The sequence below is a fragment of the Mucilaginibacter sp. 22184 genome, from assembly GCF_052045695.1.
GTDB lineage: Bacteria > Bacteroidota > Bacteroidia > Sphingobacteriales > Sphingobacteriaceae > Mucilaginibacter.
The window spans coordinates 161,086-185,080 of record NZ_JBQEPI010000006.1 but is presented as its reverse complement, the minus strand read 5'-3'; the positions used below and the strand labels follow the sequence as shown (position 1 = coordinate 185,080).

General features: G+C 44.7%; 25 protein-coding genes and 1 pseudogene. 3 read left to right on the top strand and 23 right to left on the bottom strand.

Annotated features, from left to right (window positions below):
• Positions 1-183: 183 nt before the first annotated feature.
• The 4 genes and pseudogenes from ACTJKG_RS14790 to ACTJKG_RS14775 all read right to left on the bottom strand — a co-directional run bounded on the left by ACTJKG_RS14790 (position 184) and on the right by ACTJKG_RS14775 (position 3,222).
• Positions 184-2,172: a M1 family metallopeptidase gene (locus tag ACTJKG_RS14790; RefSeq protein WP_440739662.1), complete on the bottom strand. Its 1,989-nt coding sequence runs from the start codon at positions 2,170-2,172 to the stop codon at positions 184-186.
• Positions 2,173-2,413: 241 nt separating this feature from the next.
• Positions 2,414-2,530, bottom strand: a pseudogene (locus ACTJKG_RS14785) (DUF559 domain-containing protein); the annotation flags it as partial.
• Positions 2,515-2,775 (bottom strand): DUF559 domain-containing protein, encoded by a 261-nt coding sequence (locus tag ACTJKG_RS14780; protein WP_216650706.1) that lies wholly within the window; start codon positions 2,773-2,775, stop codon positions 2,515-2,517. The gene ACTJKG_RS14780 and the pseudogene ACTJKG_RS14785, both read right to left, overlap by 16 nt.
• Before the next feature lie 15 nt (positions 2,776-2,790).
• Positions 2,791-3,222, bottom strand: coding sequence for a DUF1801 domain-containing protein (locus ACTJKG_RS14775; RefSeq protein ID WP_172338254.1), 432 nt, complete (start codon positions 3,220-3,222; stop codon positions 2,791-2,793).
• Positions 3,223-3,358: 136 nt separating this feature from the next.
• Here ACTJKG_RS14775 and ACTJKG_RS14770 point away from each other — a divergent pair, with 136 nt between their 5' ends.
• The gene (locus tag ACTJKG_RS14770) at positions 3,359-4,081 is read left to right on the top strand and encodes a carboxypeptidase-like regulatory domain-containing protein (RefSeq protein ID WP_172338253.1); all 723 of its coding nucleotides are present in this window, start codon (positions 3,359-3,361) and stop codon (positions 4,079-4,081) included.
• On the opposite strand, the gene ACTJKG_RS14765 is transcribed toward ACTJKG_RS14770, so the two are convergent.
• The 9 genes from ACTJKG_RS14765 to ACTJKG_RS14725 form a co-directional block, all read right to left on the bottom strand.
• On the bottom strand, positions 4,082-5,008 hold the full coding sequence (locus tag ACTJKG_RS14765) for a Ppx/GppA phosphatase family protein (protein ID WP_440739661.1): 927 nt from the start codon (positions 5,006-5,008) through the stop codon (positions 4,082-4,084). It abuts the gene before it with no gap.
• 90 nt (positions 5,009-5,098) lie between these two features.
• Positions 5,099-6,352, bottom strand: coding sequence for an ABC transporter permease (locus ACTJKG_RS14760; protein ID WP_172338251.1), 1,254 nt, complete (start codon positions 6,350-6,352; stop codon positions 5,099-5,101).
• A 2-nt stretch (positions 6,353-6,354) separates the two neighbouring features.
• Positions 6,355-7,263: an ABC transporter ATP-binding protein gene (locus tag ACTJKG_RS14755; protein WP_172338250.1), complete on the bottom strand. Its 909-nt coding sequence runs from the start codon at positions 7,261-7,263 to the stop codon at positions 6,355-6,357.
• 65 nt (positions 7,264-7,328) lie between these two features.
• Positions 7,329-8,480 (bottom strand): exo-alpha-sialidase, encoded by a 1,152-nt coding sequence (locus ACTJKG_RS14750; protein WP_440739660.1) that lies wholly within the window; start codon positions 8,478-8,480, stop codon positions 7,329-7,331.
• Positions 8,481-8,590: 110 nt separating this feature from the next.
• Positions 8,591-9,754: a molecular chaperone DnaJ gene (gene dnaJ, locus ACTJKG_RS14745; RefSeq protein ID WP_440739659.1), complete on the bottom strand. Its 1,164-nt coding sequence runs from the start codon at positions 9,752-9,754 to the stop codon at positions 8,591-8,593.
• A gap of 148 nt (positions 9,755-9,902) precedes the next feature.
• A complete protein-coding gene (locus tag ACTJKG_RS14740; protein ID WP_253952337.1) occupies positions 9,903-10,502 on the bottom strand; it encodes a nucleotide exchange factor GrpE in 600 nt (199 codons plus the stop codon).
• Between the two features lie 221 nt (positions 10,503-10,723).
• Positions 10,724-11,404 carry a cell division ATP-binding protein FtsE gene (locus ACTJKG_RS14735; protein WP_172338246.1) on the bottom strand — a complete coding sequence of 227 codons (681 nt, stop codon included), beginning with the start codon at positions 11,402-11,404 and terminating at the stop codon, positions 10,724-10,726.
• 6 nt (positions 11,405-11,410) lie between these two features.
• Positions 11,411-11,614: a fructose-6-phosphate aldolase gene (locus ACTJKG_RS14730; protein ID WP_076378137.1), complete on the bottom strand. Its 204-nt coding sequence runs from the start codon at positions 11,612-11,614 to the stop codon at positions 11,411-11,413.
• A 108-nt stretch (positions 11,615-11,722) separates the two neighbouring features.
• Positions 11,723-12,748, bottom strand: coding sequence for an acyl-CoA reductase (locus ACTJKG_RS14725; RefSeq protein ID WP_440739658.1), 1,026 nt, complete (start codon positions 12,746-12,748; stop codon positions 11,723-11,725).
• A 101-nt stretch (positions 12,749-12,849) separates the two neighbouring features.
• Between ACTJKG_RS14725 and ACTJKG_RS14720 the strand changes: the two genes are divergently transcribed.
• Positions 12,850-13,203, top strand: a complete 354-nt coding sequence (locus tag ACTJKG_RS14720; protein ID WP_076378133.1) for a 4Fe-4S dicluster domain-containing protein — start codon at positions 12,850-12,852, stop codon at positions 13,201-13,203.
• Between the two features lie 305 nt (positions 13,204-13,508).
• Here ACTJKG_RS14720 and ACTJKG_RS14715 read toward each other — a convergent pair whose 3' ends face one another.
• Positions 13,509-14,456, bottom strand: coding sequence for a bifunctional helix-turn-helix transcriptional regulator/GNAT family N-acetyltransferase (locus ACTJKG_RS14715; protein ID WP_440739657.1), 948 nt, complete (start codon positions 14,454-14,456; stop codon positions 13,509-13,511).
• Positions 14,457-14,525: 69 nt separating this feature from the next.
• Between ACTJKG_RS14715 and ACTJKG_RS14710 the strand changes: the two genes are divergently transcribed.
• The gene (locus ACTJKG_RS14710) at positions 14,526-15,287 is read left to right on the top strand and encodes a C40 family peptidase (RefSeq protein ID WP_440739656.1); all 762 of its coding nucleotides are present in this window, start codon (positions 14,526-14,528) and stop codon (positions 15,285-15,287) included.
• Between the two features lie 164 nt (positions 15,288-15,451).
• Here ACTJKG_RS14710 and ACTJKG_RS14705 read toward each other — a convergent pair whose 3' ends face one another.
• From ACTJKG_RS14705 to hisD, 9 genes are all read right to left on the bottom strand, one after another.
• Complete coding sequence (locus ACTJKG_RS14705) at positions 15,452-16,357, bottom strand: WD40 repeat domain-containing protein (protein WP_440739655.1); 906 nt, start codon at positions 16,355-16,357, stop codon at positions 15,452-15,454.
• Between the two features lie 73 nt (positions 16,358-16,430).
• The gene (bla, locus tag ACTJKG_RS14700; protein WP_440739654.1) at positions 16,431-17,324 is read right to left on the bottom strand and encodes a class A beta-lactamase, subclass A2; all 894 of its coding nucleotides are present in this window, start codon (positions 17,322-17,324) and stop codon (positions 16,431-16,433) included.
• A gap of 8 nt (positions 17,325-17,332) precedes the next feature.
• The gene (hisIE, locus tag ACTJKG_RS14695; protein ID WP_166087754.1) at positions 17,333-17,920 is read right to left on the bottom strand and encodes a bifunctional phosphoribosyl-AMP cyclohydrolase/phosphoribosyl-ATP diphosphatase HisIE; all 588 of its coding nucleotides are present in this window, start codon (positions 17,918-17,920) and stop codon (positions 17,333-17,335) included.
• Positions 17,921-18,034: 114 nt separating this feature from the next.
• A complete protein-coding gene (gene hisF / locus ACTJKG_RS14690; RefSeq protein ID WP_172338241.1) occupies positions 18,035-18,790 on the bottom strand; it encodes an imidazole glycerol phosphate synthase subunit HisF in 756 nt (251 codons plus the stop codon).
• A gap of 152 nt (positions 18,791-18,942) precedes the next feature.
• Positions 18,943-19,692 carry a HisA/HisF-related TIM barrel protein gene (locus tag ACTJKG_RS14685; RefSeq protein ID WP_172338240.1) on the bottom strand — a complete coding sequence of 250 codons (750 nt, stop codon included), beginning with the start codon at positions 19,690-19,692 and terminating at the stop codon, positions 18,943-18,945.
• Between the two features lie 5 nt (positions 19,693-19,697).
• Positions 19,698-20,288 carry an imidazole glycerol phosphate synthase subunit HisH gene (gene hisH, locus ACTJKG_RS14680; protein ID WP_440739653.1) on the bottom strand — a complete coding sequence of 197 codons (591 nt, stop codon included), beginning with the start codon at positions 20,286-20,288 and terminating at the stop codon, positions 19,698-19,700.
• A gap of 84 nt (positions 20,289-20,372) precedes the next feature.
• Positions 20,373-21,509: a bifunctional histidinol-phosphatase/imidazoleglycerol-phosphate dehydratase HisB gene (gene hisB / locus ACTJKG_RS14675; protein ID WP_172338238.1), complete on the bottom strand. Its 1,137-nt coding sequence runs from the start codon at positions 21,507-21,509 to the stop codon at positions 20,373-20,375.
• The gene (gene hisC / locus ACTJKG_RS14670) at positions 21,506-22,552 is read right to left on the bottom strand and encodes a histidinol-phosphate transaminase (RefSeq protein ID WP_172338237.1); all 1,047 of its coding nucleotides are present in this window, start codon (positions 22,550-22,552) and stop codon (positions 21,506-21,508) included. Before hisC ends, hisB begins: the two co-directional genes overlap by 4 nt.
• Before the next feature lie 87 nt (positions 22,553-22,639).
• Positions 22,640-23,926, bottom strand: a complete 1,287-nt coding sequence (gene hisD, locus ACTJKG_RS14665; RefSeq protein WP_440739652.1) for a histidinol dehydrogenase — start codon at positions 23,924-23,926, stop codon at positions 22,640-22,642.
• Positions 23,927-23,995: the final 69 nt, after the last annotated feature.

Genomic DNA, 23,995 nt, shown 5'->3' with positions numbered 1-23,995 from the left:
AGTTGTCATTTCGACAAACAGGGATGGACGAAGGGGGAGAAGTGAGGAGAAATCTTCTACATGATGCAAGGCTTAAATTGCAAATCATATAAGATCTCTCCTCGTACCTCGTTCGAGATGACAGTTGGGGTTTGTTATTTACTTTTTACTGCTCAAAACTCACCACTCCCTACTCACCATTCACTACTTTACTTTCAGTGTATTATTACTTCTATTCAAGTCGGGCAGCGCATTGTCCGGATCAAGGGTTACGCTTTCGGCGTCCTGAGTGCCGGGCAGGGTAAGGGTGATCTGTTTGTTTTGCAGCCAGGTTTCAACCGGTAGGTAAGTGCGTTTTTTGCTGCCGTCTTTATATTTTACTTCGATGGTGAAGGGCATAGGCAGTTTTTGTTTGTTTACTACGGTAATGTTTACGCCTTTCTCATTTTTGCTGTCAACCTGTTTGGCATCTATGAGGGCCAGGTCGAGCGTCCAGTTATTGTAGAACCACCCTTTCCAAAACCAGCTCAGATCTTCGCCCGCGCCGTTTTCCATCGAACGGAAAAAATCATCGGGCTGTGGATGTTTATAGGCCCATTGATGGATGTAATTGCGGAAAGCATAATCGAATTTATCTTTCCCCAGGATTTGCTCGCGCAGTAAAACCAGGCCGAAAGCCGGTTTAAAATAGGTAAGGGGGTGACGGTACTTTTCGGCGATGGCATCGGGAGCGGTCATGATGCTGGGTGAGCCGGGAGCGGTGATGAAAGGAATGATCTCATCGGCCGGGTTGCCGCCTTTTTCGGCATATTCGCTGTCGCGTTTGGGCGCAAACTCGCCTTTGTTAAACGCGTCGGAAGCGTACACATCAATAAAAGTGTTCAGCCCTTCGTCCATCCAGGCAAAACGGCGCTCGTCTGATCCTACGATCATCGGGAACCAGTTATGACCAATCTCGTGCGCGGTTACCCAGTACAGTACAGCGCCTTTATCGGTAATGCCATCAAACACAATACCCGGGTATTCCATGCCACCGGCTATACCAGCCTCGTTTACGGCAACGGGGTATGGGTACACAAACCATTTTTCAGAAAAATATTCGATCGATTTTTTGAGATATTCTGTTGCACGACCCCAGGCATCATTGCCATAGCTTTCGGCGGGGTAAACGCTCATGGCCAGTGATTTTTTGCCTTCGGGCAGGTTTACTCTTGCGGCATCCCAAATAAATGCTTTGGATGCGCCAAAGGCCACATCGCGGGTGTTGAGCATCTTAAAGTGCCAGGTAAGCGTGCCTTTTTGCACCGGGCGGCTCGCCGGATCGTTCACCTCGGCCAGATCGCGAATCATGATGGTTTTGTCGCTGTTGCGGGCGGTTTCCAGTCGTGCTATTTGTTTGGCGGTCAACACCTCTTTGGGGTTCTGTAGTTCGCCAGATCCGGCCACGATCATGTCCCAGGGTACGTTTACGCTGTAGTCGATATCGCCATAATCGAGGTAAAACTCGCCGCTACCCAAAAATGGCAGCGTGTCCCAGCCGCGGCTATCATCATATACACACATGCGCGGGAACCATTGGGCTATTTCAAAGATCTTACCGTTTTTGGTATCGGTATAATCGGTACGGGCGCCAAAAGCGCCGGGTATGGTGTAATGATATTTGATTTTGAGGCGGATACTGCCTTTAGCCGCTACGGCTTTAGTCAGACGGATCTGCATGCGCGTATCGGTAACCACATATTTTACTTCTTTGGTAACACCTGCTTCTTCTACCGCCACCGATTCGATCTGGTAGCCATCGGTGTGATCGGCCAGTTGGGGTGCAAAACCGGTTACGAAGTTAGAGCGTGCATCTTTTTTATAGGTGTTCTGATCCATCTGCAACCACAGGAAAGGTAAAGCATCCGGACTGTTATTGATATAGTCGATAGTTTCGGTACCGCCAATAGTTTTGGCCGCGGTATCCAGTTTAACATTTAAGGTATAATTGGCCCGGTTTTGCCAGTATCGTGGCCCGGGATTGCCATTGGCCGAATGAAAATCATTACCCTTATCGGTATAAAATTGCGGCGAAAAAGCTTCGGCCGCATTATAGTTGGAAGTAGTATCGTTAGGGTTGATCTTTCGTTGCTGGGCCTGCACGTTCAAAGCGAAAATAGCAAGCAAGCCAAGGCTGGTAAATTTTAATTTCATAAGGGAATTTGAGGCCACAATATACAAAGGATGAGGGTAAAAATGGGAGAGAGTTTTAAAAAGATGCAGAAGACTCACCCGATCTGCGCTACGCTGGATCACCCTCTCTACGGCTTCGCCACAAAGAGGGTTGAAAAAGGGAAAGTTAAGAAACTATGTAAGAATAAAAAATGACTTAACCCTCTTTGCACCGCAGGTGTAGAGAGGGTCGGCAAGCGGAGCGATGCCGGGGTGAGTCTTTTCAGGGCGATAAGATCGCTTTTATAGTGTTTAAAACGTCATTGATATTGTTTAGTATCACTTTATTTTCGAATCTTAAAATGCGTAACCCTAAGGCTGCCATCACTTCGTCTCTGTTTTTATCGTAATCTTTTTAAATAGGTGAACCGGGCCGTCGGCTTCGATAACTAATTTGGCTTCTGCGTAATAAAAGTCAGGAATATAATATAAGTTTCTGCCTAAAATTGATTGTATCAAGATAGGGTGCTGGCGCAAAAACTTCATTTCGTACAAGCTTCTATTTCTGAGATGCTGCCATAATATTTTCTCTGCTTTAGTTTCATGTCGTCTTAGTTCACGGCAAAGGGTAATTATAGATGTCATATTTAAATTTAAAATCTAATTTTCACCCGTAGCCTCAACCCCATAGCGTATTGCCGCTGCAAGTATATCGGGGTTTATATCTTTTAGCGCTTTAAACCTGATGCAATAGCCGGTCACGCTGGCTTTGCCCAGTTCTTTCCCATAGGTTTGGGCCAGGTATGTTTTGTCTTTTATCCCAAGCACATAAACAGAGATGCCGGTTTTGTTGGCGCTTAAACCGATTTGAAAAAAATCCCTGGCTTTCCCGTCAGCATATTTTATGGTGTAATGCCCGTAGCCTATATTGGGATTGCTAACCGTTTTATTTTCGCTGTTTTTACCATCCTCGAACCATAATTTACAGCCTGGTAAAGTTTGCAGTATAAGCTGGTGTAACGCTTGCATATCATTGCGCTTTGGTTGGGGCTGGCCGGTGATATACGTTTTGATCTGTTCTTGTATGTCCATATGAAACATTGAATTATGGGATGCTTACTCAAATTTCGCCAATTTGGATATATAATAATTCATTTTTTTGCCCTTTTTCAATGCCTGTTTATGGAATGCGATGATTAATCGCATCATGGTATAAAAGATAAATACCATGACACCAATTCAAAATATCAGCATTCCCGAAGCCTGCCACGAATCATGGCAGCAAATGACCCCGGTTGACCAGGGCAGACACTGCCAGCAATGCTGCAAAACGGTTACCGATTTTACCGTGATGAGCAACGATGAGATCATTGCTTACCTGGCAACAAGTCATGATGTTTGCGGCAGGTTTGGGCAGGAACAACTGAGCAGCCTCAATAACAGACTGGATATCAAAAATCTGCAACCGAACATCTGGCGAAGGTGGGTAATGGTTATTGGATTGCTGAGCCAAACCGTGTTTTATAAGGCTACGGCACAAACCAAATCTCCTCCGGTAGTTACCCAGCAAACTAAACCGGTAACCTCTAATGAAATATTAGGTAAAATAGCCGCACCGGATACCAGTAAGCATGTAAAAGTGAGCGGACAAGTTACGGATGAGAATCACCAGCCTTTGCCTGGTGTAACAGTGGGGGTTAAGGGATCTAATGCAGGTGTAGTAACCGGCGCCGATGGTAAATTTGTTTTGTTTGGCGCCAAACCAGAGGATGTGCTTGGTTTTTCTTTTATAGGTTTTGATAGTCAGGAAATAAAGATCAATTCATCGGCAGATCAATTCCATAACATTATTATGAAAGAAAGCGCCAACAGACTTACGGGTGAGGTTGTGATTGTGAGGCGTTTATCATTTGTTCAGCGAACCTGGAATAAAATTAAACGCATTTTTTAATTAATCCAGCATCCCGGCCAAAATGCCCTCTTTTAATGAGTTAGTACATAGCATTACCTTTTGGATGCCAAGTTTGTGTATAATGAAGCGGGTAATAAGCGATGCCACCACGATCATATCTACCCTAACGGGGATAATATCTGTATTACCTGCCCTTTGCAGATGGGTTGATTGTACTATTTTATTGGTTTCGATCAGGAGCTCTTCGTAGTCAAAGCTATAAGTTTTGGTGGTTTTAAGATCGAAGGAGTGACCTTTTTCTGTTTCGATAAGCGCGGCAAAAGATTCAAACACGCCAGATGAACCGATGAGTGTATCCAGCTCATGACCCTCAACCGCAGCAAACAGATCGGTGAGGTTATCCTGCAGATACACATCCAGCGCCTCGATAGAGGCTGGTGGAATAGGGTCGGTTCGATGAAAAAGATCCATTAAGCGGGCCGCGCCAATTTCAAAGCTTTGTTTCCAGATAATATGATCGGCATTGCCCAGGATAAATTCAACACTGCCCCCGCCAATATCCATAATGAGGGAGTTTTTGGCCGATAAACAACCGCTGATTTTTACCCCTTCATAAATAAAAGCGGCTTCCTGGTCGCCGTTAATGATTTCGATGCTGATACCAGTTTGGGTTTTTACCTCGTTGATAAAATCCGTTCCGTTTGATGCGCTGCGCAGCGCCGACGTTGCCATGGCTCTTACCTGGTGCACCGCATTAGCACTGATCTGCTCCTGAAAATGCTGCATGGTTTTTATACCGCGTGCAAAGGCCTCAGGTAAAATATAGCCTTTGTTAATGCCGCCTTCGCCCAGCTTTACTGGCTCCTGGTCATGTGCAATTTCCTGATAATTATCTATCGTACCCTCCACAATAAGCAGGTGGAAAGTATTGGTACCCAAATCCATTACAGCAACGCGTTTACTCATGCGGCTAAGATAATGCTCTTAAAGGTAAAAGGACAAAAGCAAAGATAAAAATGAAAGCTCTTTTTGACTACCTTTCATCTTTCACCTTCCTTACTCTTTATAAAAGAACCATTTACCCAGCTCTTTAAAGCTTACTTTTTTACCGTACATCAGGATACCAACCCGGTATATGCGCGCTGCAACATAGGTGGTAAACAAGAAACCTATCACCATTAATGACATAGAAATGGCCAATTGCCATCCCGGCGGGTCAAAAGGCAAACGTACCATCATAGCCACAGGAGCGGTAAACGGTATTATGGAAAGCCAAACTGCCAGCGCACTGTCTGGTGCTCTGAATAACACCGATACCGATAAAATATAGGTGAACAGGAGCGGCATGGTAATGGGAAACATGAATTGCTGGGTTTCTGTTTCGCTATCCACAGCCGAGCCCACCGCGGCAAACAAAGCGCTGTACAACAGGTAACCGGTTAAAAAGTAGAACAAAAAGCAACCCAGTATATACCCAAACTGTATATTTTGAAGCGCCGCCAAAGCGCCAGTCATAGGGCTTTGCGGCGAATTGAAAGCGTGACCGGCTATTTTTGATGATATGATGGATAAAATTATCCATGCCCCAAATTGTGTTAAACCTACCAGTCCCACACCAATAATCTTACCCAGCATTAACTGAAATGGTTTAACCGATGAAATAACCACCTCAATAATGCGGCTTGTTTTTTCTTCAATAACACCACGCATTACCTGGCCGCCATAAATAAAAAGCGAAAGGTATATCAGTATAGCACAGGCTACACTAACGGCAATATTGGCGCCAACGTTGGCGTCCTTGTCGCCTTTGTCGGTAATTTCAACGGCGTTAACAGCGATGTCGGATTTTTTGATAGAATGAATAGCTGCGGTGTCAATATGATGCTGGATCATCCTGTTGTTGAAATCAATATCATTCAATTGCTTCTGGATCTCATCTGTAAGCTGGATAGGTGATTTCTTTTTGGCAAAAATTTGAATGTTACCTTTTTGAGGGTAGCCTTCCGGGATATACAGGGTAGAAATATTCTCATCCTTTTTCGATAGCGCTTTAGCCTCATTGATATCGTGATGAGTGATGGTGAATTTTATATTGGGTACATCGTGCAGCTTTTTTGCAAAAGTACCTGTATTGTCAACCACGTTCACTACCTGCAGGTTGGTCAGTTGATCGCTGTTTTTAGCTATCATGGCAATAGCGCCACCCATCACCAGGATAAGTAGTGGCACCACAAATATCATGATGATGAATGATTTCTTTCGTACGCGGGTCAAATATTCCCGTTGTATAATGAGCAAAACTTTATTCATGGTTAAGACATTAGGTTTACTTTTTCAATAAAAATATCATTCATGCTGGGTATCACTTCCTGCAGCATGGTTACCCGGGTTTGGGGGATAAGGTATTGCAGCACATCATTGGAGCTGCGGCCATCCTGGAGTTTGATCCTGATGGTATGCCGGTCATCGTCGCTGATGGTTTCGCCGATCTGGTCAAAAGGTTGTCCGTTTTCAAAGGTTAATAATTGGCCCGAATATTCCACCAGGTAAACATCATTGCGGTAGGAGTTGCGGATGTGTTTAACCTTGCCATCCAGTATTTTGTGCGATTTATGGATAAGGGCTATCGAATCGCAAAGCTCCTCTACCGATTCCATACGATGGGTGGAGAACAAGATAGTAGCCCCCTTTTTATTCAACTCCAGGATCTCATCTTTGATCACCTCGGCATTCACCGGATCGAAACCGCTGAATGGTTCATCCAGGATGATCAGGTCGGGTTCATGCAGTACGGTAGCCACAAACTGGGCTTTTTGCTGCATGCCTTTGGATAGCTCTTCTATTTTCTTTTTCCACCAACTCTCCATATCCAGTTTTTTAAACCAGGCCTTGAGTCGCTTGTTGGCTTCGTCACGGCTCAATCCTTTCAACCGGGCCAGGTAGATCATCTGCTCGCCGATCTCCATTTTTTTGTAAAGACCGCGTTCTTCGGGCAGATAACCGATACGTTCGATATGGGATGGATTGAGTTTTTGGCCATTAAACCAAACTTCGCCGGAATCCGGAGCGGTAATCTGGTTTACAATGCGGATAAGGGAAGTTTTACCCGCGCCATTCGGCCCTAAGAGGCCAAATATTTGTCCGCTTTCCACTTCCAGACTTACATCATCCAAAGCCCGGTGACCAGCGTATTGTTTAACAATGTTGCGTATACTTAACATGTAATTGGTTTATGATGTTAAAAGTACGCTTTAGATACGGGGGATTTTAAAATGTTACAGGAATGTCATTTTAACTGATCTAAGCTAAATCTTAATGTTTCAATAGCCTCCTTTTGCCGGGAGATGATCACATACATATAGCCATTGTAGATGATGGTATGCGGATAGCCATATTGGCCGCCTTTCCATAAGCCTTCCTTTTTCAGGTGGTATAGTTCATCGGCAATAATGTAATTTTTGTCAAATGCTTCGCCGTTTTTGGATAATGATAGTATCAGCGGATTACGGTCATAGTGATGCAGCGTATCCGGGATGCCTACGTAGTAAAAACGCTTATCGGGCAGGCGACCGAAATGGAATTTGCTGTCGTTATCAGAAAATGCGGTTTCCACCGGGCGCGACCAGCTTTGGCCATTATCCTTGCTTTCCGTAAGCCATAAGCGGCCTTTCCAGCCTTTGCCAGTAACACGCAGCAGCATGTGCAGTATATGATCGTCGGTTTCAAAAAATGAGCCCTCACACAAAGGGGGTAAGCCCAGTTTGGCGGCGGGGGCATAAAAAGCGGCAGAGTTATCCTGGGTGTATAGCGAGTCGGGGTAAAAGCTGCTTAGTTTCCAACCCGAAATACCTTTAGGGTCATCGGTATACGGAAACATAAAATTACCGCTGATGATGAGCCTGCCGCCATTGGTAGCCTCGGGGCCGTGGTTAGGGATTAGCGGTACATGCATATCTATCGGGCTGCTCCAATGGATGCCATCGGTACTGGTTTTGGCCCATAGGCGGGTATTTTGCCGGTGTTTGGTGTATTCGCCATAGTAGGCCACCAGGATGCCTTTGTATTGATATAAACCGGCAGCGGTAAGCACGTTAAATGTGTCTTTAAATTTTGGGGGCGATGCCAGTACTTCAGGTTTCGACCAATGCGCAAAGTCTGTGGATGTAGCATAAACCACCCGCTGACCCGGTGAATCTTCATCGATGAGCCCATTGCTCCATATCGCTATAAACCGATCCTTGAAATGAATAATCGAAGGGTGGTGGTTATACAGCCATTCCTTATCAGGCGAGTAGATCATACTCCGCTCAATTTTTAAGCGGGGTACACCGGCCTCGGTTTGATAGTTATTGCGGATGGCAGGAGTTTGAGCAAGTAGGTTGTCGCAGCAGCAGTATAACAAGGCTCCGACAAGAATGGGTTTTAACGATTTACGCATGGCTCAATAATAAATAATACCACCAAGCTATCAAAACAAAAAAGCCCGAAGTATAAACTCCTGGCTTTTAAATCTTTTGGCTTTCGCCTTTATCTTTTCACCTCTAAAGGTTATTCAAAATATTCCTTCATCCGTTCAAAAAAGCTTTTTTCGTTTTTGCCCGGGTTGGGTTTAAAGTTGGGTGAGTTCTGTAATTTCTCCAGCAACTCGCGCTCTTCGCGGCTCAAGGCTTTTGGTGTCCAAATGTTAATGTGCACCAGCTGGTCACCTCGGTGGTAAGAGTTCACTTCCGGAACGCCTTTGCCTTTTAGGCGCAGGATCTTGCCACCCTGAGTGCCTGCATCAATTTTGATCTTGGCTTTGCCATCAATGGTGGGCACTTCAACTGTGGTACCTAAAGCGGCATCCACAAAGTTTACGTGTAGGTCATATATCACATTGTTACCATCGCGTTTCAGCGTTTCGTGTGGAATTTCTTCGATCAGTATAATCAGGTCGCCCGGTACACCGCCGCGTGGGGCAGCATTACCTTTGCCACTCATGCTCAGCTGCATGCCTTCGCTTACACCGGCAGGCACATTGATAGTGATCAGTTCTTCGCCGCGAACCACGCCATCACCATGACAAACCGTACATTTTGACAGTATGGTTGAGCCTTCGCCGTTACAGGTAGGGCAGGTGCTGGTAGTTTGCATCTGACCCAGTATGGTATTAGTTACCCTTCGCACCGCGCCAGAGCCACCGCATGTTTTACAGGTTTGGAAGGACGATTTATCTTTAGCACCAGAACCATCACAGGTTTTACAAACTATCTGTTTGTTTACTTTGATCTTCTTTTCGGCGCCATTGGCTATTTCTTCAAGCGTTAAACGTACTTTGATACGCAGGTTGCTGCCGCGTGCCACGCGCCTGCCACCCCCTCCACTTTGACGGCCGCCGCCAAAAAATCCTTCAAACGGGCTGCCACCGCCAAAAATATCACCAAACTGGCTAAATATGTCGTCCATATTCATGCTGCCGCCATAACCGCCGCCACCATTTGGTGAGGATGCATTGGCCGCATGACCGAACTGATCATAACGCTGGCGCTTTTCAGAACTGCTCAGCACTTCATAAGCTTCGGCAGCTTCCTTGAATTTTTCTTCCGCCTCTTTATCGCCCTGGTTTTTATCCGGGTGATATTTAATAGCCATTTTACGATATGCCTTTTTTATCTCGTCGGCATCGGCACCTTTGGCGACTCCCAGGATATCGTAATAATCTCTCTTAGCCATATATTCAATGTTGAATTATTGAGTTAGTGAATTAGTGATTGATTTAGAATAACCAATAATTCAATTCCTTTTATTTAAATAATATTAACGCGCGAACAATTGAACCGGAAGGTGAAAGAATTCACTAATTCAATAATTCACTAATTAATTATGCTCCTACAATTACTTTGGCGAAACGTATTACTCTGTCTTTCAGATAATAACCTTTTTCCATTTCGTCTATCACTTTGCCTTTCTGGTCGTCGGTAGGGGCTGGTATATTGGTAATGGCCTCATGCAGATCGGCATCAAAAGGCTCGCCAATTGATGTCATTTCCTTCAGTCCTTTTTGACCCAGTATATTTTTTAGTTTGTTCTGTATCAGCGTAACGCCTTCTTTAACCGGGGCAACGTCAACCGCGTTTTCCATGGAGCGTTGCGCGCGCTCAAAATCGTCAAGTACAGGCAATAAAGCCACTAACAATTCTTTACCTTCTGTTTCACGGGCTTCCGCGCGCTCTTTGATGGTACGCCTTCTGAAGTTATCAAATTCGGCATATAAGCGCAGGTATTTGTCGTTTGCCTGGGCCAATTCTTCTTTCAATTTGTCTTCGGCAGACAAAACTTCTGCTGTTGTTGCTTCAGTAGTTTCGGTTGGAGCTTGTTCTTGCCCGTTCTCGTTTAAATTTTCCTGTTCTGCCGTATTCATATTTTCTGGGGTGTCCGTATTTTCTTTCTTCTTTTTCTTCAACATATCGTTAAATTTCATAGCTGATAGTGCCAATCAAGTATCCTGCCATTAGCATAAAGCCGACAAGCTGTCAGTGGTGTATTTTAATATCAGGAAGGAGTGACACGTTTTACGCAAGGGTGACAGGTTGACCGTTGATTTTGTCTGAATCAGAATTTACAGAATTTTAAAATTAACAGAATGAATGCTTATTCTGAAAATCCTTTAATTCTGTAAATTCTGATTCAGACAATCAGCGGTTATATCTCCGCGTCTTCCAATACTTTGCCGTTTTCGCATTTGATAATGCGTGATGGGAAAGCGCGGATGATGTGATAATCGTGGGTAGCAACCAATACCGCGGTGCCCGATTGGCTAATCTGTTTTAATAGTAGCACAATTTCTTCGGATGTTTCGGGGTCAAGGTTACCGGTTGGCTCATCGGCCAGGATAATTTCGGGATCATTTAACAGGGCGCGGGCAATTACCACGCGTTGCTGTTCGCCACCTGATAGCTCATGCGGCATTTTTTTGAGTTTGGAACGCAGGCCAACTTTTTCCAGCACATCCAGGGTACGGTCAGCAATCAGTTTTTTGTCTGTCCAGCCGGTGGCGCGCATTACAAATAACAGGTTTTGTTCGATAGAACGATCAGTAAGCAATTGGAAATCCTGGAAAACAATGCCCAGCTTACGGCGCAGATAAGGTACTTCGCGACTGGCCAGTTTGCTCAGTTCGTAGCCACAGGCATGACCGGTGCCGGCTTTGGGGATCAGATCGCCGTAAATTACTTTAAGCAAACTGCTCTTGCCCGATCCGGTTTGGCCAATGAGCCATACAAAATCGCCTTTATCAATATGCAGGTTAACGTTTGACAGTACCAGGTGCGATTGCTGAAAAATATCAACATTGTTTAGCTTAATAATAGAATTTCCGATCATCTTGTTTTATAGCTCTAATTTTAAGATCTGCCCGAAAGGCAGGTCTTTGATTATGTTCATAATATATTCGGCCTTGTCGGCCAGTCCCACCTTATCCAGCGATTTATCAGGCCTGTCAACCCTGAAATAGGCCAGCAGCGTAAATTTATCATCGCGCAGCTGCACATAATCGGGTATTTTGGCAACGCCTTTTACTTTTATAATATACATGTTAGTTCATGGTTCATGGTTCATGGTTCATGGTTTTTCAAAGCTAAAAAGATCAGCTATGATCTATGAACTATCAACTATATGCTTTTCCCCAAAGGTATTGTTATTTTAAAGATTTGCCAAGAAATCCATTGTATCAATCCCATCGGCATAATCCCATAATGCGGGTTGCTGGCTCTGGCCAAAACCTACCACCTGGTTTTGTATTTCAATAGGTGCTTTGGTGACGATGCATTGCAGGTTTTCGCTTTGATCAGCCAATAATTGCTGCGCCGCCTGCAGATCGGTATAATGGCTGTAATATACCACAGCCAGGGGCGATGCTATGCGTTCATCTTCCTTGGCCATTAAAAAACCATTGTCAAAATGCTTATCACTGTTTACCAGGTAAATGGATTTGTTGTAATCGTAATTGTTGCTGTATTTGTGGTGATGGATAATGGTTTTAAACTCTTCTATCGATTCAAAAAAGAAATTAAAACTGTAGCCTTCTGGCACCAGCAGTTTGGATACGTTACGACAGCCCAGGCCATAGTAATCAAAAATATCATGACCGAGGTTAAACAGATCTTGGGCTGTTTCGTTGCCGGTAAGCAGGGCAATACTGTTACGGTTTTTGCGAATGATATTAGGCACTTTGCCAAAATAATAGTCAAAATAGCGTGAGCTGTTATTACTGCCGGTAGCTATAATGGCATCAAAGTCGGTAAGGCGCTCTATAAAGCTGAACTGTGCTGCAAAATTGCTGTCGATATCAACCAGGAGTTGCAATACATGTTTGATGAGATGGGCATCCTGCGATGATGTTTTGATGAGCGCGTGGTTGCCTGTGGCCAGTACGCAAAGCACATCGTGAAAACCTACCAACGGGATATTACCGGCCAGGATTAGTCCTACTTTTTTGGGTTGGGCGTCCCTGGAAAGGTCGTATCTGGACAGCCAGGTTGTTAAATCGGCCTCGTTGAGCATTTGGCCAATGGAGGTAACGGCGCGTAAAACACTTTCGGGTGTAAACCAGGCGTTGTGGTATTGTTCGTCGTTAACAATGGCCATTAACTGCTCATTAGGTTCGGCTAATTGCTTTCCTAAGACTGAAAATGAATTTATTGCGGTTTTTATATTAATTTTTGACATATATATGGTAAGGTTGTAAACCCCGAAACCCTTTTTTTGTTATATTTGCACGCTTGTTAATTTCAGGCAAAGTTAATTGAGAATATTAGATATTTAGAAATATGGCGATTAAAATCACCGACGAATGCATAAACTGCGGAGCCTGCGAGCCGGAGTGCCCAAATAATGCCATTTATGATGCTGGCGCGGCATGGCGCTTTAGCGATGGTACGGGGTTAAAAGGGGTTATTGATTTTGGCGATGGTAACACATTAAATGCCGAAGAATCACAAGCTGCCCTTTCTGATGATATTTATTACATTGTACCCGATAAATGTACCGAGTGTGTTGGTTTTCATGACGAACCACAATGTGCTGCAGTATGCCCTGTAGATTGTTGTGTAGATGATGAAGATATCCGCGAAAGCAAAGAAGAATTGTTAGCTAAAAAAGACTGGCTGCACATCAATGAATAGTATTCAGATGTGAGATCTGAAACATGAGATATAAAAAAGGGGATCAGTACTGATCCCTTTTTTTGTGCTTTATGAATTGTTAAGCGAGCAGTGAGGGCACGGATCGAGGAGAGGATACTCCGTAGGAGTAAAAGCTTTGTAGAAAATGAAAAAAGAATTTAGCATGCCGTAGGTATGCAACCTGAGTGCAGTACCTACGGCACTGACGCGGAAGCTGATTTTTTTTCTACAAAGCTTTAACCCCGATGGGTTTTAGCGATTCGAGAGGGCACTGATCGCGGGAAAGAGGTTCTCAAGTCTCATATCTATCGCAAATCCTTCTCCATGTGGATATTGGCCCGGGCGTAGGGGGTATCAGCTACTTTAAATTCCGTAAAGCCGTATTTTCTGTACAGGCTAATGGCTGGGGCAAGCAGGGTGTTTGAACCCAGCCAGAGGCGTGTACCACCCAATTCTTTTGTTTTAGCTATAGCCGCGTCCATCAGGGCATTGCCAATTTTACGGCCCTGGTATTTTGGGCTTACCGCCATTTTTGCCAGTTCGTATTCGGCCTCGCCTGTTTTGATGACCGCGCAGGTGCCAACAACATCGTCGTCGATATGCGCGAAAAGTATTTCGCCACCAGGGGCAATGATGTATTCTTCGGGATGATTTAATTGCTCCAAGTCATGCTCTTCTACGGTAAAATAGGTATTGATCCATTCTATATTCAGGTTTTTGAAATAACGGGCATTTTGAGGATCGTAGGTAGTTACTGTTACCGGATTGTTTCCCTGTGGATTAAACATTTCCTGAAAACGTTGGTAGTATGGTTTTTCGTTGAGTTGTGCTTCAGTTTCCATAATAGCGCTTAATAAATTGTTTTGTTGACTATTAAATAATGATTTGTTGAGGGTGAGGATCTTGGCCCATACCCGTTCAAATTTTGGCAGGGAGTCTTTCCCTTTTTCCGACAGGCGCAGCATGCGTTTACGACTGTCGCTTGCTGATTTAACCGATTCAATAAAGCCCAATGCTTCCAACTCCTTAGCCAGATGAATGACGCCCGGATGGGTACAGCCCAGCTCTTCGGCAATTTCGGTTACCGCAGCTTCACCCTGTTTGCTGATCAGGTAGTAAAGGGTAAAATATTTGGGTTCGAAATTCAGTTGCTCGTCTTTATATATCTGAACAACATCCTTTGCAAAGTATTCATATAACCGTTTGAGCCTTGCTCCAACGGCCAATTCTTCCAGATCATCAATTAAACTCATAGTAATTACGTAAGTACTTACAAATATATAAATTATTTTTATTGTTATATTTGTTTTTCACTATTATCAATGGAATACGGTATTTGTAATCTGGCGGTTATCCCGCTGCGAGCCGAGGCCAGTGACCGCAGCGAACAAGTGTCGCAGGTATTGTTTGGCGAGGCATTTGAGATCATAGAATGGAGCGAACGCTGGGTAAAGATCATCACCGAAAGTGATGGTTATGAAGGTTGGATAGGTCGCCTGCAATTTGCTATGCTCGGTCATATCGCTTACAAAAGCTTTAAACATGTAAAACCACCGCTTACCTACAGGGCGGTAACACAAGCCTGGAAAGTTGCCGATAACAGTGTTGTTTATCTGCCGGCGGGCAGCTCGCTGGCCTTTTTGGAGGGTACTACCTGTCGCATAGGTAATGAGCGTTTTGAGATCATTGGTGAAATAGGAGAGCGGGAAGACATAGCCACCACGGCCAAATCATTTTTAAACTCGCCATATCTGTGGGGTGGACGTACCCATTTTGGTATTGATTGCTCGGGTTTTACACAGGTGGTATTTAACCTGAATAATATCAAGATCAAGCGCGATGCCAGTCAGCAGGTGCAGGAGGGTACGCTGGTTGAAAGCATAGAGCAGGCCCGTTTAGGCGATCTGGTCTTTTTTAATAACGAAGCCGGTAAAGTAACCCACGTAGGTATTATGCTGAATAATGAACACATCATCCACGCTTCAGGAAAAGTTAAGATTGATACGATAGACGAGGATGGTATCTACTCGCAGGAGCAGAAACGCCATACGCATAAGCTGCATAGTATTAAGAGGTTTATGTAATACTCAAAGAAAAGTGGGGATAGTGCGATTCCTTCCTTGGGGAAGGGGAGGTAGGGGTTTAGTAAACATGACGTGTTTGAATCGCTTGTATAAACCCCTCCCTGCTACAACACAATTCCAACGCACCCCTCCCGTGGGGAGGGAATTTGTTAATTCAAGAATCCTCAATCAAACTTAATATCCCATACCAGCACACTCTTATCATCACTTACAGACAGGAGCTGATCGCCGTTCCAGGCCAGTTTGTTGATGGAAAGTACATGCCCCGGATGTCCTTTTTCGCGGCTGATGATCTTGTATAGCTTAAAATCGTCGGCTCCCCAGATCTTGATGCCTTTGTCCATACTTGCTGTGGCAAAATATGGCTTTGTGGGATGAAACAGGATATGGTTTATGGCAAACAAATGCGCGGGAATGTTTTTGATAGATTGATAATTTACACTGTCCCAGATCTTGATCTGCGCGTCGCGGCCGCCAGATGCCAGGTAAGTACCATCCGGACTATAAGCCAGTGTAAAAACCGACATGGTATGGCCATGCAATGATTTAAGCAAGGTATAATCATGCAGGTCGTAAATTTTAATAGAATTATCCCTGCATCCAAAAGCCACCTGTTTTTCATCGGGCGATATGGCTATGCAGCGTACCGTATCGGCAGATACTTTGATGCTGTGCACCATCTGTAAACTGGCCAGGTTCCAAATTGAAACCGTACCATCTTCGGAGGCTATCAGCAGCTCATTCTTTTTACTCACCGATTTGATATCGAAGACGGGCTTAAGATGATGGGCAAGTGATTTCAGGAGCTTTTGCTGTATAAAATCAAACACCATTACTTCGCCGCTACGTAAACCTGTCAATAATATAGGATAGCCAACAGGGCCGTGTATAGCGTAAATAGAAGCCCTCACCGGGAACATCACTTTAATGAACGAGAAAGTTTCCAGGTTCCACTCTACCAGGCCCTTGTCGTTGCCACCGGTAAATAAAATACCCGGCTTTTGCGAAAGCTCCAGCGTAAAAATGGGGTTGCCATGCCCGGTCAGTTCTGCTATTTTTTCTGCGGTCATTTTGGAGTGTTTAAAATTGGTGATCCATATATTATGATAAGGATCATCAATTCACAAAATTATAATTTTTGAGTTACTTCGAAGCCTCATCATAAGCCGCCCTGGCAATCCGGGATATGATAGATTCACGGGTGGTTTGATCAACAGGAGAATCTGATACAAAAACGGCTATGGCCAGCTGTTTGCCATTAGTCAGGGTAATGATGCCTATATCGTTAGTAGCGGCGGTAATACCTTGTTTGTTGGTGCCAGACTTTCCGGTTTTATGATAAACCACTGTACCTGCAGGCAGCAGACCTTTGATCTGATTTGGCCCGGTTGAGGTTTCGCGCATGATCTTCCACAGGTAAGCGTGGCTTGCGGGCGAAAGAAAGTTGGGTTTAAAGGCCAGATCAAGCAAATGGGTAAGACCGTTAACCTCGGCCCAGTTGGTGTATTGTACATCCCATGACTGCGCCATCTGGTACTCGTTGGCCTTAAACGCGATGTTGGGTACGCCGATGCTGTGGATGTAGGTATTTACTTTATCTATCCCTCCAAGCGTTTTTAACAATATATCACAAGCCACATTATCACTTAAGGATACCATGTAGCTTAATAATTCCCTGATGGTAATATCAAAATTGCCAGCCAGATGTTTATCTCTCAGCGGACTGTAAGTATCATAATAATCACTTTTATCAACGTGGATCAGTTGATCTAATTTAAAGCGACCTTTGTCAATTTCATGCAAAACGGTAATGGCTATCGAAAACTTCATCACACTTTGCATGGGCAGATGCGCATGGCCGTTATAGGATAAAGTATCGCGGGTATCCAGGTTTAATATCGAAACCGCAACGGTACCTTTGCCTTCTTTAGCTATTTCGGTGACCCTGCTCCTTAAACTGTTGGTTTGGGCATTAGTTGCAACACTAAGGCCGCAAATACAAAAAAGCGACAAATAAAAATTCCTAAATATTTTCATCCTCATCGCTACTTATGCCTGCTCTCTAAATTTTTGGCTATTGTTTTCAAATCGAGGCCTTTTTCGCGCAGGAGTACCAATAAGTGAAACACCAGATCAGACGATTCATTGATCAGGTCTGTTTCTGTTTCTGCAAGAGCGGCTATAACAGTTTCTACACCTTCTTCGCCTACTTTCTGAGCTATTTTGTTGAGTCCCTTGTTGCGCAGTTTATTCACGTATGAACCTTCAACCGGGTTTTCATACCTATCGGCAATGATGTTCTCCAGTTCGAGAATAAAGTTCTGATTAAATTCGGTTTTAAAGCAGCTGCGCGAGCCGGTATGGCAGGTTGGGCCATCGGCTTTTACTTTGATCAACAGCGTATCACTATCGCAATCAATACTGATGTTTTTTACATGCAGAAAGTTGCTGCTGGTTTCGCCTTTTGTCCACAAGCGTTGTTTGGAGCGGGAAAAGAAGGTTACTATGTTTTCCTGTACGGTTTTATCATAGGCTTCCTGGTTCATATAGCCCAGCATGAGCACTTCAAGCGTTTGCTCATCCTGTATGATCACCGGAACCAGTCCGTCGGTTTTGTTGAAATCTATATTCATTTTTTATCAGTTGTGAGGTGTTAGCGTGTAGGTGCGAAGAGCCGGAGTGAATGAGCCAATTTGTATATCATAAAATTCTATTCTCGCTCTTTGTGCGGCACACCGGCACTTTCATCATATCCTTACCTCAATATTATTACTTTTTAACACGGCTTTCAAATCGGGTATTAGTATCTCTCCATAATGGAATACGGATGCCGCCAGTGCCGCGTCGACATTGGTTTTTTCGAAAACATCGACAAAATGCTGTACCGCGCCTGCACCGCCCGATGCTATTACCGGTATGTGCACCGCATCGTTCACGGTTTTGAGCAGCCCATTGTCGAAACCATTTTTGGTGCCGTCATGATCCATAGAGGTGAGCAATATTTCACCAGCGCCGCGGCTTTCGGCCTCTTTTATCCATTCCAGCGTTTGGCGTTCTGTTGGCAGGCGACCGCCATTCAAATGCACTATGTTTTTATCGTCTATGCGGCGCGTATCCACAGCTATCACCACAAACTGTACGCCGAATGCTTTGGCCAGTTCGTCAATTAAAGCGGGGTTGCGCACCGCGGCCGAGTTGATGGATATTTTATCGGCACCAGCGTTTAAAAGCGCGTCGGCATCAGCAATTTCGTTGATGCCACCACCTATGGTAAAGGGTATATTGATTTGCCGAGCCACTGCTTTCACCAGCTCCACCATGGTTTTACGGCGCTCCACCGTAGCGGTAATATCCAGGAAAACCAACTCGTCGGCACCCTGGCGCGAATAGTTCCAGGCCAGTTCAACGGGGTCGCCGGCATCGCGCAGATCGACAAAGTTTACTCCTTTTACCGTGCGACCGTCTTTTACATCAAGACAGGGGATGATTCTTTTACTAAGCATGAATTTTATTAGAGCGTCATTGCGAGGAACGAAGCAATTTTAATTCTTTTTGTCATCCTGAGGAACGAAGGATCTAATCGGCGATAGATTCTTCGCTCCGCTCAGAATGACAAACCTTTTAAGTGCTTCGTTCCTCGCAATGACGTTTTTATTTAAATGGAGATTAACGCGTCCAGGTTCCAGTGCTTAACATCTTCGATGGTGATATGCCCTTCGTAGATGGCTTTGCCTACCACGCATGATTCAACTTTTAGGCGACTCAGTTGCTCGATATCCTTCATGGAACTTACACCGCCCGAAGCGATCAGCTTGATAAAAGGCGAATGATCAAGCAGTTTTTCATACAGCTCGATACCTGCACCGCCCAGTTTGCCATCCTTATTGATGTCGGTACATAAAAAGCGGAAGAAACCGAGGGCAAGGCATTTATCAACGTAATCCATCAGTTTTATGGGCGAGCTTTCCATCCAGCCGGAGTATTTAATTACTTCGTCCAATACGTCGATAGCGATAACTACCTGGTCTGAGCATTTTTCTTTACCGCAGATCTCGGAACCCAGCTCGGGTAAAAAGCTTGGATTGGTTAAGGCTTGAGTACCTACAATAACGCGGTGAACGCCGGCATCTATCAGCTCTTTCACTTTATCAATGCTGCGGATACCGCCGCCGTATTGCACCTTCATGTCGGTTTTACGGATCACATCAAACAGGTATTGCTGGTTGCTGAAATCGTTTTTGGCGCCGTTGAGGTCAATGATGTGGATGAAATTGGTACCGTTGCTTTGGTAGCGCTCAATCATTTCTTCCAACGTAACATCGTATTCAGTCACCTGGCCATAGTCGCCTTCACGCAAACGCACTACCTTTTTGTTCAATATGTCGATAGCAGGGATAATGTACATGTTTTTTATAGTTTAGAGAAGTTAGTTAATAATGTTTCGCCGTACACGCCTGATTTTTCGGGGTGAAACTGTACGCCGTAAAAATTATCATGCCAAATTGATGCCGAAAATTCGGTACTGTAATTGGCAGATAGTAATGTGTATGCCTTATCATACTCAATAAAGTATGAATGTACAAAGTAAAAATGTGAACCCGACGGTATATTTTTAAATAATGGATTGTCTTTTTCGGGATACACCTGGTTCCAGCCCGTGTGTGGTACCTTATATTCGGCACTATCCTGAAACCGCAAAGTTTTGATCGGGAAGATATTTAATAAGTTGGAGTCGCCTTCTTCGGAGTAGGAAGTAAGCAGCTGCATACCCACGCAAATACCCAACGTTGGCTTTTTAAGCGCCTTTATAGCGGGCACAAGGCCCGTTTTTTCCAGCTTATCCATAGCCGCGCCGGCGTGGCCTACCCCCGGAATGATATAACGGTCGAACTTATCAAAATCCGCCTGGCTGTTGATAAAGCCATAGGGGATGCCCAGCCGCTCCAAAGCCGCTGTAAGGGAAAATATATTGCCCGCTCCGTATAGAATGATGCCTGTCATTTTTTTAGTTAGAGTCAAGATATAAGATTCAAGAATCAGGACAGAAAAACATCTTGTCTCTTGATTCTAAGAATCTTGCCTCTCTTATAGTACCCCTTTAGTACTTGGTAAAACCATCTTATCTACATCACGTTTTACGGCCATTTTTATTGCCTTGGCAAATACTTTAAATATGGCCTCAATTTTATGATGCTCATTTTGCCCTTCGGCTTTGATGTTGAGGTTGCATTTGGCCGCGTCTGAGAACGACTTGAAAAAATGATAAAACATTTCTGTTGGTACATCGCCCACTTTTTCGCGGTTAAATTCCGCTTCCCAAACTATCCAGTTACGGCCGCCAAAATCAATGGCCGCTTGTGCCAAACAGTCATCCATCGGCAGGCAAAAACCGTATCGTTCAATGCCTTTTTTGTTACCTAAAGCTTCCGCAAAAACCTCGCCTAAGGCTATGCCGGTATCTTCAATGGTGTGATGCTCGTCGATATGCAGATCGCCTTTGGCAATTACTTCCAGGTCGATGCTGCCGTGGCGTGCAATCTGATCTAACATATGATCAAAAAAATGCAGGCCGGTTGATACTTTGGCCTCGCCGGTACCATCCAGGTTTATTTTGATGTAGATATCTGTTTCTTTAGTGGCACGGCGATGCTCAACCACGCGCTGACCCAGTTTCAGGAATTCGTAGATCTGTTGCCAATCGGTAGTTTCCAGCACAATGGTCTCGCCGATATGATCGGCCTCGGTAAATTCAGCGCCTCCTAATCCCGAATTATTGTTAAGCCAGATGGCTTTGGCTTCCAGGTTACGGGCCAGCAACACATCATTTTTACGATCGCCGATGGTAAATGAACCTGGCAGATCATACTTTTCGGTATCAAAATATTGGGTAAGCAGGGCAGTGCCTGGTTTTCGTGTCGGCGCTTTCTCGGCCGGGAAGGTGCGGTCGATCACGACGTTATCAAACTTTACACCCTCGGCCTCAAATGTTTTTAATATGAAATTATGCACCGGCCAAAAAGTGTCTTCTGGGTACGATGCTGTACCCAAACCATCCTGGTTGGTTACCATTACCAATTCAAAATCAAGCTCTTTGGCAATTTTGGGCAGATAAGTTAACGCGCCGGGGTAAAATTCCAGCTTTTCAAAAGAATCTATCTGCTCATCGGCAGGTTCTTTGATCAACGTGCCGTCGCGGTCAACAAATAATATTTTCCGTTTCATTTAAAGTTTTGTAGGGTTTGGAGTAGGGTAGTATTTTCATCGGGCGTGCCAACGGTAATGCGCAGACAGCCTTCGCAAAGCTCCACTTTGGAACGGTTGCGTATAATGATGCCTTTGCCGACAAGATAGTCGTAAATACGGTTGGCATCGGTTGTTTTCACAAGGATAAAGTTAGCATCCGATGGGTAAATATCCAGCACAAAATCAAAATTCTTGAGTTCAAGCACCAATCTGTCGCGCTGTGTCAATGTTTCCTTGATCCAGCTGTTGATCTGGTCGATATTGGCGAGTGCTTCCAGAGCCAATTGTTGTGATGCTTCGTTCACATTGTATGGCGGTTTCACCTTGTTCATCACCTCAATGATCTCCTCGCTGGCAAAGGCCATACCTACACGTAAACCGGCCAGTCCCCAGGCTTTTGACAGGGTTTGTAAAACCACCAGGTTGGCGTATTCAGTAAGTTCCTGTATAAATGTTTTTTGGCGACTGAAATTGATATAAGCCTCATCCACAATCACCAGGCCGTTAAAGTTGGCCAGCAGGGTTTCCACATCTGCCCGGTTAATGGAGTTACCTGTAGGGTTGTTGGGCGAGCAAATGAAGATCAGTTTGGTACGCTCGTCAATAGCTTCGGCAATACCTTCCAGGTTAAGCTGGTAATCTTCGGTAAGCAGCACCTTGCGGGCTTCCACATCATTGATATTGGCCGATACCTGGTACATACCATAAGTAGGCGGCACGATGATCACATTATCAATACCCGGATTGCAGAAACTGCGGAAAAGGATGTCGATGGCTTCGTCGCTGCCGTTGCCTATAAAAATATTGCGGGGTGGTACACCTTTAATTTCGGTGATACGCCGTTTTAACTGATACTGTAATGGATCGGGGTAGCGGTTAAACTGCTGGTTCAACGGCGACCCGAACGCGTTTTCATTAGCATCCAGGAAAACACTGGCCTCGCCCTGATACTCATCACGCGCGGAAGAGTAGGGGGTTAGGTTTTTGATGTTTTCGCGGAGTATATTGTTGATATTGTACATTATTCTTTCAAATTTTTCCTGTCATTCTGAGCGTAGCGAAGAATCTAATCGTCGAACAGATCCTTCGTTCCTCAGGATGACAAATTTTTAATTATTATTCCTTATTGATACCGCATTCCTATGCGCGTGCAGGCCTTCCAACTCGGCCAAAATTTCAACTGATGGGCCAATATTTTGGATGCCCTCACGGGTGATATGCTGAAAGGTGATCTTTTTGACAAACGAATCAACCGATACGCCAGAATATGCCCTGGCATAGCTACTGGTTGGCAGCGTATGATTAGTTCCTGAGGCATAGTCGCCGGCGCTTTCCGGGGTTAAATTACCCAGGAACACCGAGCCCGCATTGATGATGAAACCGGTGATCTCTTTCCATCTTTCGGTAGCCAGTATCAAATGCTCCGGCGCGTACTGGTTGCTGAAATTCATAGCTTGCTCTAAATTAGAAGCAACCACGATGTACGAGTTATCAATAGCCAGTTTAGCGATCTCGGCACGGGGTAAAGTAGGTAACTGTTTCTCCACTTCGGCCAGAGTTTCCTGAGCTATTTTGGCAGAGGTACATACCAATACCGACTGACTATCAATACCATGTTCGGCCTGCGCCAAAAGATCGGCGGCGATGTAGGCCGGGGTAGCGCTTTCATCAGCAATCACCAATACTTCTGATGGGCCTGCTGGCATATCAATAGCCGTTGTGGTGGTGGATTGGATGATGGTTTTAGCCTTGGTAACAAACTGATTTCCAGGGCCAAAAATCTTATCAACTTTAGTAATACTTTCAGTTCCGTAAGCCATGGCCGCGATAGCCTGTGAACCACCTGCAAGGTATATTTTATCGATGCCCAACAGCAAGGCCACGTACGCTATAAAAGCATTCACCTTACCGTTTTTTTGCGGTGGTGAACACACCACAATTTCATGACAACCCGCTATGCGTGCGGGGATGCCCAGCATTAAAAAAGTGCTTGGTAAAACAGCCGTTCCACCGGGGATGTACAGACCCACTTTTTCAATCGGCCTTAACTCGCGCCAGCAGGTAACTCCGGGCATGGTTTCTACCTTATCCTCGGCTTTTAACTGGGCTTTGTGAAATTTATGAATATTGTTGTAAGCCGTTTGCAGCGCGGCTTTTTGCTCGGCAGATACCGACTCGGCCAGTTCTTCCAGGTCTGTTTTATCCAGGTACAGGTTGCTTAATTCAACCTTGTCGAATTTTCTGGCATATTCATACAGGGCACTATCGCCATGTTGTTGTACGTTATCAATAACCTCCTCAACAATGGTGCGGATCTCATTAGCCGGGTCAACATTACGCTGAACCAGTTTTTGGATGTCGGTGCTGTTTAAATCTGAATAGTTGTATGTCTTCATTTCAGTTTGCAGTTTTGAGTTGGCAGTTTGCTTTATTTACAGTTTTAAAATGCTAACTGCAAACCGCCA

Coding starts and splice junctions, on each gene's coding strand:
- ACTJKG_RS14720 (WP_076378133.1), top strand. CDS start 12,850: ATGGCGATTAAAATCACCGACGAATGCATAAACTGCGGAGCCTGCGAG.
- hisB (WP_172338238.1), bottom strand. CDS start 21,509: ATGAAACGGAAAATATTATTTGTTGACCGCGACGGCACGTTGATCAAA.
- ACTJKG_RS14755 (WP_172338250.1), bottom strand. CDS start 7,263: ATGTTAAGTATACGCAACATTGTTAAACAATACGCTGGTCACCGGGCT.
- ACTJKG_RS14760 (WP_172338251.1), bottom strand. CDS start 6,352: ATGAATAAAGTTTTGCTCATTATACAACGGGAATATTTGACCCGCGTA.
- ACTJKG_RS14765 (WP_440739661.1), bottom strand. CDS start 5,008: ATGAGTAAACGCGTTGCTGTAATGGATTTGGGTACCAATACTTTCCAC.
- ACTJKG_RS14770 (WP_172338253.1), top strand. CDS start 3,359: ATGACACCAATTCAAAATATCAGCATTCCCGAAGCCTGCCACGAATCA.
- ACTJKG_RS14730 (WP_076378137.1), bottom strand. CDS start 11,614: ATGTATATTATAAAAGTAAAAGGCGTTGCCAAAATACCCGATTATGTG.
- ACTJKG_RS14740 (WP_253952337.1), bottom strand. CDS start 10,502: ATGAAATTTAACGATATGTTGAAGAAAAAGAAGAAAGAAAATACGGAC.
- hisC (WP_172338237.1), bottom strand. CDS start 22,552: ATGTACAATATCAACAATATACTCCGCGAAAACATCAAAAACCTAACC.
- hisD (WP_440739652.1), bottom strand. CDS start 23,926: ATGAAGACATACAACTATTCAGATTTAAACAGCACCGACATCCAAAAA.
- ACTJKG_RS14705 (WP_440739655.1), bottom strand. CDS start 16,357: ATGACCGCAGAAAAAATAGCAGAACTGACCGGGCATGGCAACCCCATT.
- dnaJ (WP_440739659.1), bottom strand. CDS start 9,754: ATGGCTAAGAGAGATTATTACGATATCCTGGGAGTCGCCAAAGGTGCC.
- ACTJKG_RS14715 (WP_440739657.1), bottom strand. CDS start 14,456: ATGAGTTTAATTGATGATCTGGAAGAATTGGCCGTTGGAGCAAGGCTC.
- ACTJKG_RS14750 (WP_440739660.1), bottom strand. CDS start 8,480: ATGCGTAAATCGTTAAAACCCATTCTTGTCGGAGCCTTGTTATACTGC.
- ACTJKG_RS14780 (WP_216650706.1), bottom strand. CDS start 2,775: ATGACATCTATAATTACCCTTTGCCGTGAACTAAGACGACATGAAACT.
- hisH (WP_440739653.1), bottom strand. CDS start 20,288: ATGACAGGCATCATTCTATACGGAGCGGGCAATATATTTTCCCTTACA.
- bla (WP_440739654.1), bottom strand. CDS start 17,324: ATGAAAATATTTAGGAATTTTTATTTGTCGCTTTTTTGTATTTGCGGC.
- ACTJKG_RS14790 (WP_440739662.1), bottom strand. CDS start 2,172: ATGAAATTAAAATTTACCAGCCTTGGCTTGCTTGCTATTTTCGCTTTG.
- ACTJKG_RS14685 (WP_172338240.1), bottom strand. CDS start 19,692: ATGTACATTATCCCTGCTATCGACATATTGAACAAAAAGGTAGTGCGT.
- hisF (WP_172338241.1), bottom strand. CDS start 18,790: ATGCTTAGTAAAAGAATCATCCCCTGTCTTGATGTAAAAGACGGTCGC.
- ACTJKG_RS14725 (WP_440739658.1), bottom strand. CDS start 12,748: ATGTCAAAAATTAATATAAAAACCGCAATAAATTCATTTTCAGTCTTA.
- hisIE (WP_166087754.1), bottom strand. CDS start 17,920: ATGAATATAGATTTCAACAAAACCGACGGACTGGTTCCGGTGATCATA.
- ACTJKG_RS14735 (WP_172338246.1), bottom strand. CDS start 11,404: ATGATCGGAAATTCTATTATTAAGCTAAACAATGTTGATATTTTTCAG.
- ACTJKG_RS14775 (WP_172338254.1), bottom strand. CDS start 3,222: ATGGACATACAAGAACAGATCAAAACGTATATCACCGGCCAGCCCCAA.
- ACTJKG_RS14710 (WP_440739656.1), top strand. CDS start 14,526: ATGGAATACGGTATTTGTAATCTGGCGGTTATCCCGCTGCGAGCCGAG.